17 protein-coding genes are annotated in these 13,778 nt (G+C 65.2%); 11 read left to right on the top strand and 6 right to left on the bottom strand.

Annotated elements, in window-relative coordinates:
* Positions 1 to 21: 21 nt before the first annotated feature.
* Positions 22 to 1,281, top strand: coding sequence for a glycerate kinase type-2 family protein (locus BT183_RS17955; RefSeq protein ID WP_072346019.1), 1,260 nt, complete (start codon positions 22 to 24; stop codon positions 1,279 to 1,281).
* A 16-nt stretch (positions 1,282 to 1,297) separates the two neighbouring features.
* Positions 1,298 to 2,236 (top strand): Gfo/Idh/MocA family protein, encoded by a 939-nt coding sequence (locus BT183_RS17950; RefSeq protein WP_072346017.1) that lies wholly within the window; start codon positions 1,298 to 1,300, stop codon positions 2,234 to 2,236.
* A 159-nt stretch (positions 2,237 to 2,395) separates the two neighbouring features.
* On the opposite strand, the gene BT183_RS17945 is transcribed toward BT183_RS17950, so the two are convergent.
* The gene (locus BT183_RS17945; protein ID WP_072346392.1) at positions 2,396 to 3,349 is read right to left on the bottom strand and encodes an aldo/keto reductase; all 954 of its coding nucleotides are present in this window, start codon (positions 3,347 to 3,349) and stop codon (positions 2,396 to 2,398) included.
* A gap of 5 nt (positions 3,350 to 3,354) precedes the next feature.
* Positions 3,355 to 3,759, bottom strand: coding sequence for a VOC family protein (locus BT183_RS17940; RefSeq protein ID WP_072346015.1), 405 nt, complete (start codon positions 3,757 to 3,759; stop codon positions 3,355 to 3,357).
* A gap of 213 nt (positions 3,760 to 3,972) precedes the next feature.
* Between BT183_RS17940 and BT183_RS17935 the strand changes: the two genes are divergently transcribed.
* From BT183_RS17935 to BT183_RS17905, 7 genes are all read left to right on the top strand, one after another.
* On the top strand, positions 3,973 to 5,553 hold the full coding sequence (locus BT183_RS17935; protein WP_072346013.1) for an ABC transporter substrate-binding protein: 1,581 nt from the start codon (positions 3,973 to 3,975) through the stop codon (positions 5,551 to 5,553).
* Positions 5,554 to 5,630: 77 nt separating this feature from the next.
* Positions 5,631 to 6,617 (top strand): ABC transporter permease, encoded by a 987-nt coding sequence (locus tag BT183_RS17930; RefSeq protein WP_072346011.1) that lies wholly within the window; start codon positions 5,631 to 5,633, stop codon positions 6,615 to 6,617.
* Between the two features lies 1 nt (position 6,618).
* Positions 6,619 to 7,584 carry an ABC transporter permease gene (locus BT183_RS17925; protein ID WP_072346009.1) on the top strand — a complete coding sequence of 322 codons (966 nt, stop codon included), beginning with the start codon at positions 6,619 to 6,621 and terminating at the stop codon, positions 7,582 to 7,584.
* Between the two features lie 8 nt (positions 7,585 to 7,592).
* Positions 7,593 to 8,573 carry an ABC transporter ATP-binding protein gene (locus BT183_RS17920; RefSeq protein WP_072346007.1) on the top strand — a complete coding sequence of 327 codons (981 nt, stop codon included), beginning with the start codon at positions 7,593 to 7,595 and terminating at the stop codon, positions 8,571 to 8,573.
* The gene (locus BT183_RS17915) at positions 8,570 to 9,565 is read left to right on the top strand and encodes an ABC transporter ATP-binding protein (RefSeq protein WP_072346005.1); all 996 of its coding nucleotides are present in this window, start codon (positions 8,570 to 8,572) and stop codon (positions 9,563 to 9,565) included. The genes BT183_RS17920 and BT183_RS17915 overlap by 4 nt, the downstream gene beginning before the upstream one ends.
* Positions 9,566 to 9,675: 110 nt before the next feature.
* Positions 9,676 to 9,867, top strand: coding sequence for a hypothetical protein (locus BT183_RS17910; protein WP_072346391.1), 192 nt, complete (start codon positions 9,676 to 9,678; stop codon positions 9,865 to 9,867).
* Between the two features lie 10 nt (positions 9,868 to 9,877).
* Positions 9,878 to 10,309 carry a type II toxin-antitoxin system HicB family antitoxin gene (locus tag BT183_RS17905; RefSeq protein WP_072346003.1) on the top strand — a complete coding sequence of 144 codons (432 nt, stop codon included), beginning with the start codon at positions 9,878 to 9,880 and terminating at the stop codon, positions 10,307 to 10,309.
* A gap of 22 nt (positions 10,310 to 10,331) precedes the next feature.
* On the opposite strand, the gene BT183_RS17900 is transcribed toward BT183_RS17905, so the two are convergent.
* The 4 genes from BT183_RS17900 to BT183_RS17885 form a co-directional block, all read right to left on the bottom strand.
* Positions 10,332 to 10,949, bottom strand: a complete 618-nt coding sequence (locus tag BT183_RS17900) for an HAD family hydrolase (RefSeq protein ID WP_072346001.1) — start codon at positions 10,947 to 10,949, stop codon at positions 10,332 to 10,334.
* 61 nt (positions 10,950 to 11,010) lie between these two features.
* Complete coding sequence (locus BT183_RS17895; protein ID WP_072346000.1) at positions 11,011 to 11,556, bottom strand: TadE/TadG family type IV pilus assembly protein; 546 nt, start codon at positions 11,554 to 11,556, stop codon at positions 11,011 to 11,013.
* The gene (locus BT183_RS17890; protein WP_072345998.1) at positions 11,553 to 12,098 is read right to left on the bottom strand and encodes a TadE/TadG family type IV pilus assembly protein; all 546 of its coding nucleotides are present in this window, start codon (positions 12,096 to 12,098) and stop codon (positions 11,553 to 11,555) included. Before BT183_RS17890 ends, BT183_RS17895 begins: the two co-directional genes overlap by 4 nt.
* Before the next feature lie 34 nt (positions 12,099 to 12,132).
* Entirely contained in the window at positions 12,133 to 12,591 is a 459-nt protein-coding gene (locus BT183_RS17885; RefSeq protein ID WP_084603647.1) for a pilus assembly protein N-terminal domain-containing protein, read from the bottom strand.
* A gap of 319 nt (positions 12,592 to 12,910) precedes the next feature.
* Here BT183_RS17885 and BT183_RS17880 point away from each other — a divergent pair, with 319 nt between their 5' ends.
* Both BT183_RS17880 and BT183_RS17875 read left to right on the top strand, forming a co-directional pair.
* On the top strand, positions 12,911 to 13,123 hold the full coding sequence (locus BT183_RS17880; protein ID WP_072345996.1) for a Flp family type IVb pilin: 213 nt from the start codon (positions 12,911 to 12,913) through the stop codon (positions 13,121 to 13,123).
* Positions 13,124 to 13,235: 112 nt separating this feature from the next.
* Entirely contained in the window at positions 13,236 to 13,736 is a 501-nt protein-coding gene (locus tag BT183_RS17875; protein ID WP_072345994.1) for an A24 family peptidase, read from the top strand.
* Positions 13,737 to 13,778: the final 42 nt, after the last annotated feature.

The raw sequence follows: 13,778 nt of genomic DNA, 5'->3' as shown, positions 1-13,778 counted from the left end.
AGGTTCAAGCGGAGACCCGGCATGGATGATGCAAGGCCCTTCCTGCGATCCCTGTATTCGCAGGCCGTCGAGCGTGCCATGCCGGGGCCGGCTGTTCTGGCGCACCTGCCGCCGCGCCCGCGCGGACGCACGATCGTCATCGGTGCCGGCAAGGCCTCCGCGCAGATGGCGCAGGCCCTCGAACACGCCTGGGAGGGGCCGCTCAACGGCCTCGTCGTCACCCGCTATGGCTACGGCGCCCCCTGCACACGTATCGAGATCGTCGAGGCGGCCCATCCGGTGCCTGACGAGGCGGGGCTTGCGGCAGCCGGGCGGCTGATGCAGCTCGTCTCCGGGCTCGGGCCCGACGATCTCGTCATCGCGCTCATATCGGGAGGCGGATCGGCCCTGCTGCCGGCGCCGGGGCCGGGCATGAGCCTTGCCGACGAGCAGGCCGTCAACCGCGCGCTGCTCGCGTCGGGCGCCCCGATCGCGGCGATGAACGCCATCCGCAACCAGCTCTCCACCATCAAAGGCGGCCGCCTGGCGCTGGCCGCCGCGCCCGCCCGCGTCGTCACCCTCGTGGTCTCCGATGTGCCGGGCGATGATCCGGCGCTGGTCGCTTCGGGCCCGACCGTGCCGATCACCGCGACCCGCGAAGAGGCGCGGCGGCTGGCCGCGCTTTACGGTCTCGACCTGCCGCAATCCGCCGCGAATCTTCTTGCCGGGGATGCCAATCCGGCGCCTCGGCCCGACGATGCGCGCCTTGCCGCCAACTCCACCCGCGTCATCGCCTCTGCCGCGCTGTCGCTCGAGGCCGCCGCCAACTCCTCTGCAGAGGCGGGCATAGCCGCCCACATCCTCTCGGATGCCATTGAGGGCGAGGCGCGCGAGGTTGGGCGCGTCCATGCCGCCATCGCGCGCGAGATACAGGCGCGGGGGCGCCCCTTCACCCGGCCGGCGGTGATCCTTTCGGGCGGAGAAACCACCGTGACGCTGCGGGGCAGGGGCAAGGGCGGGCGCAACAGCGAATTCCTCCTCGCCTTCGCCCTCGCCATCGACGGGGTCGAGGGCATTTCCGCCATCGCCTGCGATACGGACGGCATCGATGGGTCTGAGGACAATGCAGGCGCGTTCGCCGATGGCACCAGCGCTGCCCGCATTCGCCAGGTCGGGCTCGATCCGCAGGCGCTGCTGGCCGGCAATGATGCGTGGACGGCCTTTGCCGCCATCGGCGATCTGGTCGTCACCGGGCCCACGGGCACCAATGTCAATGATTTCCGCGCGATCCTCGTGCGGTAGAACGGGAGACGAGGCGATGCCAAGGCGCAAGATCGCGGTCATCGGCGTGGGCAAGATCGCGCAGGACCAGCACCTGCCGGTGATCGAGAAGGGTGAGGATTTCGAACTCGCGGCGCTCGTCAGCCAGCGGGGCGTGGGGCATGGCGGGGTGCCGGTGTTTTCGACCCCGACCGAGCTCTATGCCGCCATGCCCGAGATCGGCCTCGTCGCCATCTGCACCCCGCCGGGGGTGCGCCACGAACTGGCCCTCGAAGCCATCAATGCCGGCAAGGATGTGCTGCTCGAAAAGCCGCCCTCGACCACGATTTCCGAATTCGACGATCTCTGCCAGAAGGCCACCCGCAAGGGCCGGCTGCTGTTCCAGACTTGGCATTCGCGCGAAAACGCCGCCGTCGACCGGGCCCGCGACATCCTCGCCGCCGAGGGCGTGGCGCGCCTCAGGATCGACTGGCGCGAAAGCGTGCGCAAATGGCATCCGGGGCAGGATTGGGTCTGGGAGCCGGGCGGCTTCGGGGTCTTCGATCCGGGCATCAACGCGCTCTCGATCCTCACCCAGATCCTGCCCTTTCCGGTGTTTGTCGAAGGCGCCTTGCTGCGCTACCCCGCAAACCGCCAGACCCCCGTGGATGTCGAAATCGCCTTCCGCACCGGCGAGCCGCATCGCCCGGAGATTTCGGCCCATTTCAACTGGCTCGAGACCGAGGGCGAAGTCTGGACCATCAGCATCGAGACCAGCGCAGGACGTCGGCTCGCCCTCGAAAAAGGCGGCACGGTGCTGCGCATCGATGGCGAAGTGGCGCTCGAGGCCCCGTCCGAGGAATATGAGCGCATCTATGATCGCTTCGCCGACCGACTCGATGCCGGCCAGAGCGAAACCGATGACCGGCCGCTGCGGCTGGTTGCCGATGCCATGATGCTCGGGCGGCGCGAAACCGTCGCTGCTTTCGACTGGTAAGAGAGGGTCGGCGGGCGTCACCCCTGAGGTGACGCTCACCCTGTCGTGCTTCGACACGCCCGATCTTTTTGCTCGATGGTCCGGGCGATCGAGGCTGCGCGCCCCGGCCCCAGTGGGCCGTAGCGGGCCGGCAGCCGCAGCGCCGGCCCGATCAGGACATCAGGCGTCCGCGCCTGCGGCGGTGAGCTCGGCAAGATCTTCGGCCGCGAGCTTGAGGCGCACGCCGCTCGACAGCATCTTGAGCTGGTCGAGCGACGTCGCCGAAGCGATAGGCGCGGCGACGCCCGGCTGCGCCACCACCCAGGCCAGCGCGATCTCGGGCAGGCCGGCGCCGGTGCGGGCAGAAACCCTGTCCATCGCCGCGAGGATGCGCAGGCCTTTTTCGTTGAGGAAGCGCTGCACGACGCTGGGGCCACGAGCGCTCTTTGCCGCGTCTTCGGGGGTGCGATACTTGCCGGTGAGGAAGCCCGCCGAGAGCCCGTAATAATGCAGGCCCGAGACGCCTTCCCTGAGGCAAAGCTCCTGGATGGCGCCCGAAAAGCCGGCGCGGCTATAGAGGTTGAATTCGTTCTGCACCGTCTGATAGCGCGCAAGGCCCCTGGCGTCGGAGACGTCGAGGGCGGCCTTGAGCTGCTCATGGCTCTGGTTCGACGTGCCGATGAAGCGCACCTTGCCGGCCTTGACCAGCCGGTCATGGGCCTCGAGCGTCTCCTCGATCGGGGTCGCCGGGTCGGGCCAATGGCTCTGGTAGAGGTCGATATAGTCGGTCTGCAGGCGCTTCAGCGATTGCTCGACCGCCTCGGCGATCCACTTGGCCGAGAGATCCTTGTGGCCCTGGCCCATGTCCGAGCCGACCTTGGTGAACACCAGCACCTTGTCGCGATTGCCGCGCGCCTTCATCCAGCGCCCGATGATCTTCTCGCTCTCGCTATCATTTCCCGGCACCCAGCGCGAATAGACGTCGGCGGTGTCGATGGCGGTGAACCCTTCATCCAGAAAGGCATCGAGCACCGTGAACGAGGTCGGCTCGTCCATGGTCCAGCCCAGCACGTTGGTGCCCAGCGCGAGCGGCGCGATTTCGAGGTCGGAACGGCCGAGGCGGCGCTTGTCCATCAGTTTCACCCAGTGTTGTCGGCCGCTTTGGCCGGTTCGATCAGATCCCAGAGATTGCCGAACGGGTCGGCAAACACCGCCACGCTGCCATAGGGCTCGTGGCGTGGCGCCTCGCGGAAGGCAACGCCCGCGGCGAGGAAACGCGCATGGGTTGCGGCAAAATCGTCGGTTTCGAGGAAGAACCCCACCCGTCCGCCGGTCTGGTCGCCGATGCGCGCGGCCTGTTCGGGGCTGCCGGGCATAGCCAGCAGCAGGCGGGCGCCGCTGTCGGCCTCGACCACCACCCAGCGCTTGCCATCGCCGAGCGGGGTATCGGTTACGAGCCGGAAGCCGAGCCGGTCGCGATAGAACGCGACGCCGCTCTCATAGTCGGGCACGAGCAGGCTGACCATGGCGACGCGGTTGGGCATGAGGCTCAATGCCCGGTGCGGGCCGGCCCAGTCAAGCGCCAAGCGCCGCTGGCCCTCTGATCGAAAGCATCCGGCAAGCCCTGCGGCAGAATGACGGCATGGAATTGACCATATGGTCAAACTCCCCCATTGCGCCGAATTGAAAAAGACGCTTTTCTGAGGGGAAGCCCGCGCAACAAGCGCAGGCGTGATCTAATGTTGGGAGACATGCCGATGAATTCAGTTCTTGCCAGGTTCGGCGTAGCGTTGCTTGCGAGCTCCATGCTTGTAGGCGCCGCCAGCGCCGAGACCGTCCGATGGGCCCGTGCCTCGGACGCACTGACCCTCGACCCCCATTCCCAGAACCAGGGCGTGACGCACAATTTCGCCCATCATATCTACGAAACCCTCGTGGATCGCGACGTCTCGGGCGCGCTGCAGCCGCGCCTCGCCACCGAATGGGCCATCAAGGACGGCGACCCCACCACCTGGGTGTTCAAGCTCCGCGAGGGCGTGACGTTCCATGACGGCGCCGCCTTCACGGCCGAGGACGTGGTGTTCTCGCTCGATCGCGCCCGCTCCGACAAATCCAACATGCGCCAGCTGCATGTGGGCATCGAGAGCGTCACCGCCGTCGATGACCTGACCGTGGAAGTGAAGATGGTCGGCCCCTCGCCGCTCTATCCGAACAACCTCACCAACACCTTCATCATGGACAAGACCTGGTCCGAGGCCAATGACGTGGTCGCCGTCCAGGATTATGCGGCCGGCGAAGACAATTACGCCGTGCGCAACACCAACGGCACCGGCCCCTATATCCTGCAGTCGCGCGAAGTCGACGTGCGCTCGGTTCTCACCATGAACGAGAACCACTGGGCCGAGACCAAGCCGGCGGTGACCGAGATCATCTACCTGCCGATCGCCGATGCCGCCACGCGCGTCGCGGCCCTGCTCTCGGGCGAGGTCGACATCGTGCAGGACGTGCCGGTGCAGGATATCGACCGGCTCTCCTCCAGCCCCGGCCTCAAGGTCGAGACGGGCCCGGAAAACCGCGTCATCTATTTCGGCTACAAGTTCGGCGATGCGCCGCTCGCTTCGTCCAACATCACCGACCGCAACCCCTTCAACGACGCGAAGGTGCGCGAGGCCATGGCGCTGGCCATCGACCGCGATGCGATTAAGACCGTCGTGATGCGCGGCAACTCCATCCCGACCGGTGTGGCCAACCCGCCTTTCGTGAATGGCTGGACCCCCGAGCTCGACGCCTATCCGCAGCCCGATATCGAGAAGGCCAAGGCGCTCCTCACCGAAGCCGGTTATCCCGAGGGCTTCACGGTGACGCTCGACACCCCCAACAACCGCTACGTCAATGACGAGGCGATCTCCCAGGCCGTCGTCGGCATGCTGGGCCAGATCGGCATCAACGTGACGCTGGCCTCGCGCCCGGTCGCGCAGCATTCGCCGCTCGTCACCTCCAACCAGACCGACTTCTACCTCCTGGGCTGGGGCGTGCCGACCTTCGATTCGGCCTATGTCTTCAACGATCTGGTCCACACCAAGGAAGGCAGCTACGGCGCCTATAATGGCGGGCTCTATTCCAACCCCGAGCTCGACGCCAAGATCCAGTCGCTGGGCACCGAGGTTGACCTCGACAAGCGCAACGCCACGATCGCCGAGATCTGGGAGGTCGTGCAGGCCGATCGCGTGCTCCTGCCGATCCACAACCAGGTGCTCGCTTATGCGATGAAGGACAACATGACGCTGCCGGTTCACCCCGAGAACCAGCCGCTCATGACCTCGGTCACCTTCAACTAAGCCCTTTCGGCATGCTTGTCCGCCGCGCCGGTCTTCACCGGCGCGGCGGCGCATATTGATCGCTGGAGACCACACCCATGCTGGCCTTCATCATCCGGCGCCTGGCGCAATCCGTCCTGGTCATGCTGGTCGTCGCCCTCATCGCCTTCATGGTCTTTCGATATGTCGGCGATCCCATCGCCAGCATGGTCGGGGTCGATACCCGCCTCGAAGACCAGGAAATCATGCGCGATCGGCTCGGGCTGAACGATCCCTTCTACGTGCAGTTCCTGCGCTTCGTGGGCAATGCCATCCAAGGGCAGTTCGGAATTTCCTATCGCCTGCAGCAGCCCGTGGCGCAGCTGATCGTCGAAAGGCTGCCCGCCACCATCGAGCTGGCCTTCGCCTCGGCCACCATCGCGCTGGTGTTCGGCGTGGTGCTCGGCGTCTACACGGCGCTGCGGCCGCGCAGCTTCTCGTCGGGCTTCATCATGTCGGCGTCCCTGATCGGGGTGTCGCTGCCCACCTTCCTCATCGGCATCGGGCTCATCTATATCTTTGCTGTGCAACTGCGCTGGCTGCCCTCGTTCGGGCGGGGCGGGGTGATCGATCTGGGCTGGTGGCGGACGGGGCTTCTGACCGAGAGCGGCCTGCGCTCCATCATCCTGCCGGCCATCACGCTCTCGCTTTTCCAGCTGACCCTGATCATGCGGCTGGTGCGCGCCGAGATGCTCGAGGTGCTGCGCACCGAATATATCCGCTTCGCGCGGGCCCGCGGCCTCACCCAGCGCGCCATCAATTTCGGCCATGCGCTCAAGAACACGCTGGTGCCGGTGATCACCATCACCGGGCTGCAGCTGGGCTCGGTCATCGCCTTCGCCATCGTCACCGAGACGGTGTTCCAATGGCCCGGCGTCGGCTCGCTCTTCATCAATTCGGTGGCCGTGGTCGACGTCCCCGTCATGGCGGCCTATCTCATGTTCATCGCGCTGGTCTTCGTGGTCATCAATCTCATCGTCGATATCCTCTATTACGTCGTCGACCCGCGTCTGCGCGTCGATGGCGGCGGCAAGGGAGGGCACTGACATGTCCGATGCCAGCCTCACCCCCGCCACCCCGGTGGCCCCACCCCGTCCGCCCGGACGCATCGCGCGCATACTCGACAGCGACATCCTCTATTCCTGGCGGCGCTCGCCCATCACCATCGTGGCCACCATCGTGGCCCTGACGTTGATCCTGCTTGCGGTCTTTGCGCCGCTGATCGCGCCCTACAATCCGTTCAACCCGGCAAGCCTCAAGCTCATGGATGGCTTCACGCCGCCCTGGAGCAAGGCAGCCTTCTCGCCCAATTTCTACGCCCTGGGCACCGACAACCAGGGTCGCGACGTGCTCTCGACCATCATGTATGGCAGCCGCATCTCGCTGTTCGTGGGTGTTTCGGCCACGCTGTTTGCCATGGTGATGGGCGTCTCGCTCGGGCTCGCGGCGGGCTATAATGGCGGCATCATCGATGCGGTGATCATGCGCATCGCCGACGTGCAGCTCTCCTTTCCCGCCATCCTCATCGCGCTGCTGATCTTCGGCATCGCGCGCGGCCTCATCCCTCCGAGCCAGCAGGAAGGGGCGGCCATCTGGGTCCTGATCCTCGCCATCGGGCTTTCCAACTGGGCCCAGTTTGCCCGCACCGTGCGCGGCGCCACCATGGTCGAGCGGCAGAAGGATTACGTCTCGGCGGCCCGCATCATGGGCGTGCATCCGATCCTCATCCTCCTGCGCCATATCCTGCCCAATGTCATGGGCCCGGTTCTGGTCATCGGCACCATCGGGCTGGCGCTCGCCATCATCGAGGAGGCGACGCTGTCCTTCCTCGGGGTCGGCGTACCGCCCACCCAGCCCTCGCTCGGCACACTCATCCGCATCGGGCAGCAATTCCTGTTCTCGGGCGAATGGTGGATCCTGTTCTTCCCGGCGGTGACGCTCATCCTGCTGGCGCTTTCGGTCAACCTCCTGGGTGACTGGCTGCGCGACGCGCTCAACCCCAAGCTGCGATAGGAGACGAGATGACCGAACCCCTTCTCTCCGTTCGCAATCTGACGGTGGATTTCCCCACGCGCCGGGGCATCCTCACGGCTGTCGACGATGTGTCCTTCGACATCATGCCGGGCGAAGTGCTCGGCGTGGTAGGCGAATCGGGCGCTGGCAAGTCGATGACCGGCAATGCCGTCATCGGGCTCATCGAGCCGCCCGGACGCATCTCGGGCGGTGAAATCCGCCTCAAGGGCGAGCGCATCGACAATCTCTCGCCCGAAAAGATGCGCGCCATTCGCGGGCGTCGCATCGGCATGATCTTCCAGGATCCGCTGACCTCGCTCAACCCGCTCTACCGCATCTCCAAGCAGCTCATCGAGACCATCCGCACGCATCTGCCGCTCTCGGAGGCCGAGGCGCGCAAGCGGGCGGTCGGCCTTCTCGACGAGGTTGGCATTCCTGATGCGGCGCGGCGTATCGACGATTACCCGCACCAGTTTTCGGGCGGCATGCGGCAGCGCGTCGTAATCGCGCTGGCTTTGTGTGCCGATCCGGACCTCGTGATTGCCGACGAGCCCACCACTGCGCTCGACGTATCGGTGCAGGCCCAGATCATCGAGGTGATGAAAAAGCTCTGCGCCGAGCGCGGCGCCGCCATCATGCTCGTCACCCACGACATGGGCGTCATCGCCGAAACCGCCGACCGCGTCGCGGTGATGTATGCCGGGCGTCTCGCCGAGATCGGGCCGGTGCGCGATGTCATCAAGGATGCCAAGCACCCCTATACGCAGGGGCTGATGGGTTCGATCCCGCGGTTGGGCGCCAATCTCGATCGCCTGTTGCAGATCCCGGGGTCCATGCCGCGCCTCTCCGCCATCCCGCCCGGCTGCGCCTTCAATCCGCGCTGCCCCAAGGTCTTTGATCGCTGCCGGGTCGAGCGACCCGATGCCGACCCGATCGCGCCCGATCGGCGCGTCGCCTGCTGGCTCTATCCGGAGGTCACCCCGGCATGACCCAACCGCTTCTCGAGGTTCGCAACCTCTCGCGCCGCTTCGACGTCTCCAAGCCCTGGCTCAACCGCGTCATCGAAAAGACCCCCAAGATCTATGTGCGGGCGGTCGACGATGTCTCCTTCTCCATCCCGCGCGGGGAAACCTTCGCGCTGGTGGGGGAATCGGGGTCGGGCAAATCCACCATCGCCCGGCTGATCGTCGGGCTCATCCCGCCATCAGAAGGCGACATCGCCTTCGAGGGCAAGTCGCTGCGCGCCGGGCTGAAGGGGGCCGAAGCGCGCCGCCTGCGCCGCCGTTTCCAGATGATCTTCCAGGATCCCTATGCCAGCCTCAATCCGCGCTGGCGGGTGACAGACATCGTTGCCGAGCCCCTCAAGGTCTTCGAGGGTAGCATGTCCGATCGTGACCGGCGGATGCGGGTGGGCGAACTCCTGACCCTCGTCGGGCTTTCGCCCGAGGATGGGGTGAAATTCCCGCACCAGTTCTCGGGCGGGCAGCGCCAGCGCGTTGCTATCGCCCGGGCCCTGGCAGCCCGGCCCGATTTCATCGTCTGCGACGAACCGACATCGGCGCTCGATGTTTCCGTGCAGGCCCAGATCCTCAATCTGATGAAGGATCTGCAGAAGGAGTTCGGGCTCACCTACGTCTTCATCTCGCACAACCTCCAGGTCGTGCGCCACATGGCCACCCGCATCGGCGTGCTCTATCTGGGGCGGCTGGCCGAGGTCGCCGATGCGGCCGATCTCTTCGCCAATCCGCGCCACCCCTATACGCGCATGCTGCTCGATGCGGTGCCCGACATCGAGATGACGGGGCGGCGGCGCAAGAAGGTCGAGGGCGAAATTCCCTCCCCGATCAATCCGCCGCCCGGCTGCGCCTTCAACCCGCGCTGCCCCTTCGCCAACGAACGCTGCCGCACCGAAGTGCCCAAGGTGCTGCCTTTCGGCACCCACGGCATCGCCTGCCACGCGGTGGAGGAAGGGCGGATCTGACCTTCCCTCCTCCGCTGCCGTCAGACCTTTCCGGGTCGGCGGCAAGCGGTGGTACAGCGCCATCTGCCACGATGGACAGTCGTACGAAATCGTGCGAATTTGGGGGCGAAGTGAAGCGCGACCAGTTGATCCGCAAGCTCAAGGCCGATGCCAGGGCACAGGGGCTAGACCTTCTGGTGGATTTCTCTCGTGGCAAGGGCGGGCATTGTGTCGTGCGACTGCCCGGCCGTTTCACGGTCATCAAGTCCGGTGAGATCACACCCATGATGGAAAAGATCATCCGGTCGCAGCTTGGATTGTGAAGGATGCACGATGCGTTTTTTGGCTCGGCTTGTTTCCGATGACGGCGGTCTGCTCGTGACCTTCCCTGATCTGCCTGAAGCGGTGACAGGTGGGGCAAACTTGGACGAGGCGCTTAACAACGCTGCGGAAGCGCTCGACCTGACTGTACTCAACTACGTCGTCGATCGGCGTCCTTTGCCGGCACCATCATCGCGGCCCCTTCAGGACGGCACGCTTCGATGGATCGATGTTTCAGCTTCCGCGATGGCCAAGATTGCCTTCATCGAGGCCTTTCAGGCTTCTGGAATGACGCGGGTCGGGCTGGCAGCCCGTCTCGGCGCGTCGGAAAACGAGGTGCGTCGTATGCTCAATCCCAACTATCCGAGCAAACTTACGACGCTCGAAACCGGGCTGAGGGCGCTGGGCAAGCGCTTCGTGATTTCCACTGAGGCGGCGGCCTGAGCCGCCCGCCTTCCGGGCTGCCCTATCCCTTGAGCGGCAAGCCGTAGCCGATCAGAGCCTTACGGAGCGCGTCGGGGGTGGTGAAGTGGATCGCTTCCATGCCGATCGAGCGGGCAGAGACGACATTGGCCTCGTTGTCGTCGATCATCACGCAGGATTCCGGGGCCAGCCCGTAGCGGTCGCAGAACAGGCGGAAGAGGCGCGGGTCGGGCTTGACCATGCCTTCGAGCCCCGAGACCACCACGCCGTCGAACTTTTCGAGGAACGACCAGTGCGGCAGCATGGAGGTCCATTTCTCCCAGGAGAAATTGGTGATGGCGAAGGTCGGCGTCTCGGCTGCCACCAGTTCGTCATGGATGGCTATGGTGCCCTCGATCAGCCCGCCGATGGTTTCGGGCCAGCGCGTGTCATAGGCCTGGATTTCGCGCCAATAGCGCGGAAAGCGGGTGATCAGCTTGGCCACGCCTTCGGCATAGATCTCGCCAGCGTCGAATTCGAGGTTCCAGTCCTTGGTGCAGATCTGGTCCTGGAACCACTGCGCCTCCTCCTCGGTCGCAAACAGCTTGCGGAAGAGATACATCGGATCCCAGTCGATGAAGACGCCGCCGAGGTCGAAGACGGGAACGAGCGGCTCGGACATGAGGGATCTCCAGCATCAAGGATGCTGCGTCTTGCCATGCGCGGGCCGCGCCAGCAAGCGGTCACGACAGCGATATGTAGCCGGCAAAGCGGGGCAGGTGGATGGTCTCCTGAAAGAGCGGGAAGGGCCCGTCGAGCACAAGTCCGATATAGGGGCTGTAATTATAGCTCACCTCGGCCACGATGATGTAGCCGCTCCGCGCCAGCAGGCTCATCTGCGTATCGGGCGCGAGCGCATAGGCGCTGCCGACCTCGCGCGCCGCCCCGCCATTATAGCCCCGGCTCCACATCACGCTCGTCGTGCCGTCGGCCGCGACGCGCACACAGCTCACCACCTGGGTCAGCGCATCGGTGGGGAAAGGGGCGACGATCGCCGCGGCGGCGGCAAAATAGTCATCCAGCACGGCCTGGGGGATGGTGGCGTTGCGGCGCGATACCAGATCGCCCACGGTACCGGCGATAGTGGTCACGCGCCTGTCGGCCGTGATCAGCGTCGAGACCTCGACCGCGCCCACATAGAGCGCCAGCATCGCGGGCAGGATGATGGCGAACTCCACCGCCGCCACGCCTCTCGTGTTGCGCAGGAAGCGCAGCAGCAGCGCGATCACGAGAAGGGCTCGTTCTGGAAGACCCTGACCGCGCCGAGCAGCCGCGTTCCGTCGGGCAGGTTCATGAGGTTGAGCCCGGGCAGGTTGATGAGGATCGGCCAGCGGTAATAGGCCTCCACCATCACCACCTCACTGCCCGCGCCGGGCTGGAAATCCTCCACCACCGTCCACTCGCAGTCGTCCTCGGTGCAGTCCTCGCCGCCTGCCACCGGCGCCACGCGCGAGACCGAACTGAAATCGCCCACCACGCTGACCTTCACCCTCAGCCCGTTGCAGTCAAAGAGCCGGTAGAGCCCGCCGCAGATGGCGCGCTTGTAGCCCGCCGTATCGAGCCGCGCGCTCTGGGCCTGTCCCGTGCGGATCAGCCGGGCACTGTCATGCACAGCGCTGTCCAGAACCTGGGAGGCAAAGAAGATCATCGAGGTTTCGAGAATGGCCGCGACGATGGCAAAGAACGGGATGCCCAGAAGCGCGAACTCGATCATCGTCGCGCCGCTGCGATCGGTCCCGAACCGCCGCCATCTGTCTTTCGCTGCTGCCATGCCCGCCCCCGCGGCCGCGCTGGATGCGTCGCAGTTACTGGGTGGCGCTGCGCACGAGGTTCGAGGAAGCCAGCTGGTTGGTGGTGTAGGCGGGGTCGTCGCCCATCATGATGGTGGGGTTGCAGCGCGGCGTGCACGACATCGAGGTGCGCTGGCTGCCCAGGTAGACCGTGACGGTATCGGACTGTGCGATGGTCACCTCCACCAGCGTGTCGGCAATGGGGTTGCCCATGCCGTCGAGCACGATGAGATTGGTCTGCCCGAAGCTCTTGCCGGTCAGCACCAGCGTCTGCGGATCCTGGATGGTGACGTCGGCGATGCCCGGATTGCCCACGATCACCGTTGCCGCCGGCGCGCTGATCCTGAGGATCCGCGCCATGTTGGCCCTGACCGTGACGGCCGACGCGTCAGCCGCAAGGGCCGGCAGGCTCGCTGAGCCCAGGCACATCAGGGCAACACCGGCAACAACACGGGCTTGGCGCTGCAGCGACATGACAAAATCCTTGCAGGAATGGTTGAGCGATCATGGCGCGCAATGGTGAACATTTGGCAAAGACGGGGGTGGGATGCTGGGTGACACGCGTTTTGCGCAAGCCAAGCGTGCAGCGCAAGCAATGGCTTAGCCACGATTTGGTCGCATTTTAAATTCTGGCTTAACGACTTGCTGAGGCAGGGAAATCTTCTGTTGTGCCAGCAGCTTGGCGCCTTGAGATTAACACGATTGCAAGAGATGTGAGGCTATCGTGATCCCATGTTCGATGTGACGTGTCGAACGATGCTGTCACCGAGTTGACGTGTGCAAGGAGCCTAAAATGAATCTGTTCGCTCGTTTCGTGAAGGACGAGTCTGGCGCGACTGCGATCGAGTACGGGCTCATCGCCGCGCTGATTTCGGTCGGCATCATCGCCGCCGCCACCACGCTGGGCACCAATATCGGTGCCGTGTTCAATTCCATCGGCACCAGCCTGTCGACCGCCATCGGCGGCGGTGGCACGGGCACGGGCAATACCCCGGCCAACGGCTGATATAGCCGGGCTGATCGAGTTTTTGCGCAGGGGGCCTTCGGGCCCCCTGTTGCATTTGGGCCTTTGTTAACCCTGTCACGGCCAGGATGCGCCGATCTTCCGGAGCCTCCTGATGAGCTATGTCGCCCTGTCGGTCTTCCCGCTGCTGATGGCGTTCGCCGCGTTTTCCGATCTTTTCACGATGCGGCTCTCCAACGGGCTGGCGCTGATGGTGGTCATCGCCTTCTTTGCCGCCGCGCTGATCGCCGGGCTGCCGTTTGAAACCATCGGCATGCATGTGCTCGCTGCGCTGCTGGTCCTCGCCATCGCCTTCGGGCTCTTCGCTGCCGGCTGGGTCGGGGGCGGTGATGCCAAGCTCGTCGCCGCCATCACGCTGTGGCTCGGCTTCGGGCTGACGCTGCCCTATCTCGTCTACGCGTCTATTCTGGGCGGCATCCTCACCCTCAACATCCTCTTGCTGCGCCGCCTGCCGCTCAATCCCTATTTCGCCCGCTGGCGCTGGCTCGAGCGCCTGCACGATGCGCGTGAGGGCGTGCCCTATGGCATCGCGCTCGCTATCGCAGCTGTGGTTCTTTATGCGCAGACGCCCGTATTCAAGGCGCTGACGGCCTGATCTCACGCAAACCCGTAGATCTGCCACAAAGTCTTAACCAAG

The sequence above is a fragment of the Devosia enhydra genome (assembly GCF_900119845.1).
Taxonomy (GTDB): Bacteria; Pseudomonadota; Alphaproteobacteria; order Rhizobiales; family Devosiaceae; genus FPKU01.
The sequence above is the reverse complement of the archived record's forward strand: the minus strand, read 5'-3'. Positions and strand labels throughout refer to the sequence as shown.

Coding starts and splice junctions, on each gene's coding strand:
- BT183_RS17955 (WP_072346019.1), top strand. CDS start 22: ATGGATGATGCAAGGCCCTTCCTGCGATCCCTGTATTCGCAGGCCGTC.
- BT183_RS17950 (WP_072346017.1), top strand. CDS start 1,298: ATGCCAAGGCGCAAGATCGCGGTCATCGGCGTGGGCAAGATCGCGCAG.
- BT183_RS17945 (WP_072346392.1), bottom strand. CDS start 3,349: ATGGACAAGCGCCGCCTCGGCCGTTCCGACCTCGAAATCGCGCCGCTC.
- BT183_RS17940 (WP_072346015.1), bottom strand. CDS start 3,759: ATGCCCAACCGCGTCGCCATGGTCAGCCTGCTCGTGCCCGACTATGAG.
- BT183_RS17935 (WP_072346013.1), top strand. CDS start 3,973: ATGAATTCAGTTCTTGCCAGGTTCGGCGTAGCGTTGCTTGCGAGCTCC.
- BT183_RS17930 (WP_072346011.1), top strand. CDS start 5,631: ATGCTGGCCTTCATCATCCGGCGCCTGGCGCAATCCGTCCTGGTCATG.
- BT183_RS17925 (WP_072346009.1), top strand. CDS start 6,619: ATGTCCGATGCCAGCCTCACCCCCGCCACCCCGGTGGCCCCACCCCGT.
- BT183_RS17920 (WP_072346007.1), top strand. CDS start 7,593: ATGACCGAACCCCTTCTCTCCGTTCGCAATCTGACGGTGGATTTCCCC.
- BT183_RS17915 (WP_072346005.1), top strand. CDS start 8,570: ATGACCCAACCGCTTCTCGAGGTTCGCAACCTCTCGCGCCGCTTCGAC.
- BT183_RS17905 (WP_072346003.1), top strand. CDS start 9,878: ATGCGTTTTTTGGCTCGGCTTGTTTCCGATGACGGCGGTCTGCTCGTG.
- BT183_RS17900 (WP_072346001.1), bottom strand. CDS start 10,949: ATGTCCGAGCCGCTCGTTCCCGTCTTCGACCTCGGCGGCGTCTTCATC.
- BT183_RS17890 (WP_072345998.1), bottom strand. CDS start 12,098: ATGGCAGCAGCGAAAGACAGATGGCGGCGGTTCGGGACCGATCGCAGC.
- BT183_RS17885 (WP_084603647.1), bottom strand. CDS start 12,591: ATGTCGCTGCAGCGCCAAGCCCGTGTTGTTGCCGGTGTTGCCCTGATG.
- BT183_RS17880 (WP_072345996.1), top strand. CDS start 12,911: ATGAATCTGTTCGCTCGTTTCGTGAAGGACGAGTCTGGCGCGACTGCG.
- BT183_RS17875 (WP_072345994.1), top strand. CDS start 13,236: ATGAGCTATGTCGCCCTGTCGGTCTTCCCGCTGCTGATGGCGTTCGCC.